Source organism: Sphingobacterium shayense (assembly GCF_013179575.1).
In the GTDB taxonomy this organism is placed as follows: Bacteria; Bacteroidota; Bacteroidia; order Sphingobacteriales; family Sphingobacteriaceae; genus Sphingobacterium; species Sphingobacterium shayense.
In genome coordinates this window covers 1-2,229 of sequence record NZ_JABMCQ010000295.1, presented here as the reverse complement: position 1 = coordinate 2,229, position 2,229 = coordinate 1, and the positions used below count along the sequence as shown (strand labels likewise).

The following is a 2,229-nucleotide window of genomic DNA, read 5'->3' as shown; positions in this document are numbered from 1 at the left end:
TCTCGATATCCAAAATCAAGACCTAAATCTCAACTTCTCAATCACTCTCTTTCGCCTTTCAAAACCGTTCCTCCCTTGCGGAGTGGTGCAAAGGTAGCAAAACTAAAACCCTAATTCCAAATCATTCTCAAAACTATTTCTACCATAACCCCCAAAAGACTGAATATCTGAATGATATTTTTTGATAATACAACACCCTAGCAAGTAAATCGCTTTACGATTCCGCTAAACTCAGTATTAATAAAAGAACTGAACAAATGAATACGCCTATTATAAAATGCACGAACATCGCATAACCTGATCACAAACTATTTAAAATTATGGAACGCTATTTGAACATTTACATTAATTATCGACACTAAAAAAGAAAATATGGTAAAAAGGAAAAAAGAAAAAATTCGAAATTTATGTAAAAACCCGTATATGTATTATATTACAAATTGGGGTTTTGCAGGCAGCAGAATCGAAAAATTAGAAACACAAACGAAAAATTAGAACAGACAATTGTTCTAAATGAAATTGATGCAAGAAAAGAGGTGCTTTATTTTAAATAAAGCATTTTGTATTTTACAACGACTTGAACCGTATTAAGCCCCTTCTCCTCTCTTTCAATTTCAGAAACCGTGTTCGAGGGCACTCTACTGATGAATAAATAACTAATAGCAAGCCATATTGGCCGATCACGCCGCATTCCAAACAACACAAGCCTCTTTTAGACTATTGGAAAAGTGATATATAAAACCACCAGCCACAAATCATTAAGAATAAACGCAATCTTTTCATTTAAATAAAGTCCGCCCTCCTTTGATCAGGAGTATCCCTAGTTTCACCAGGGATACATTGGCGAGGTTTATCTTTGACGATTTATATTCCGAACGAAATGTATTAGGATTCATCCACTATCCGCTAGAAACCAAAAGTGATAACTAGCATGAACACATCTTCAATCATTCCGTCATTAATTTTACTGCGTCACCTTTATTTTAATTCACTAATTTTTTATATTTGATACGCTTTGGTGCGACGTCGCCGAGGCGCTTCTTCCTATTCTCCTCATATTCTGTATAATTCCCTTCGAAAAAATAAACCTTTGAATCTCCCTCAAATGCCAAAATATGGGTACATATTCGATCAAGAAACCAACGATCGTGAGAAATTACGACGGCGCAACCACCAAAATTCTCCAATCCTTCCTCGAGAGCTCGCAAAGTGTTTACATCGATGTCATTGGTAGGCTCATCTAATAAAAGAACATTCGATGCTTTTTTTAATGTAATAGCAAGGTGGACCCGATTACGTTCTCCTCCAGAAAGCACTCCAACCTTCTTCTGCTGGTCTGCTCCGTTGAAATTAAACTTAGAAACATAGGCACGCGAATTAAGACTTTTATTTCCCAATAATATGTTATCGTTACCGTCAGTAATATTCTCCCAAACTGATTTGCTCGGATCGAGATCGTCATGATTTTGGTCCACATAACCTAATACCACAGTTTCACCAACTCTAAATGTCCCTGTATCAGGTTGTTCTTGCCCGGTGATTAGACGAAACAAAGTGGTTTTACCAGCACCATTTGGACCAATTATACCAACAATACCGGCAGGAGGAAGAGCAAAACTCAAATTTTCAAATAGGATCTTATCGCCATATGCTTTCGAAACATCACTGGCTTCAATCACAACGTTCCCTAATCGTGGTCCGGGCGGAATAAACAACTCGAGTTTTTCTTCCCGTTCTTTCGTTTCCTCGGAAGCCAATTTATCGTAATTATGCAAGCGAGACTTGGATTTAGCATGACGCGCTTTAGGAGCCATCCGAACCCATTCAAGCTCACGTTCCAAGGTTTTTTGTCTTTTAGTCTCTTGTTTTTCTTCTTGCGCTAATCGTTTAGCTTTCTGATCTAACCAAGACGAATAATTTCCTTTCCAAGGTATCCCTTCACCTCTGTCTAACTCAAGAATCCATCCCGCGACATTGTCCAGAAAATAACGATCATGCGTTACTGCGATAACAGTTCCTTTATATTGTTTTAGGTGCTGTTCCAACCAATCAATTGACTCGGCATCCAAGTGATTTGTCGGCTCATCTAACAACAAAACATCTGGTTCCTGCAATAGCAAACGACAAAGTGCCACTCGCCTACGCTCGCCGCCTGACAAATTGACAACAACAGAGTCTGGGTCCGGACACCGTAAAGCATCCATTGCACGTTCCAATTTAGCATCCAAT

At 38.5% G+C, this 2,229-nt stretch carries 1 protein-coding gene; it reads right to left on the bottom strand.

Features of this window, described 5'->3' with window-relative positions; genetic code table 11:
* Positions 1-983 precede the first annotated feature (983 nt).
* Positions 984-2,229 (bottom strand): energy-dependent translational throttle protein EttA (gene ettA, locus HP439_RS18830; protein ID WP_172391866.1); only part of this gene is annotated, 1,246 nt, incomplete at its 5' end.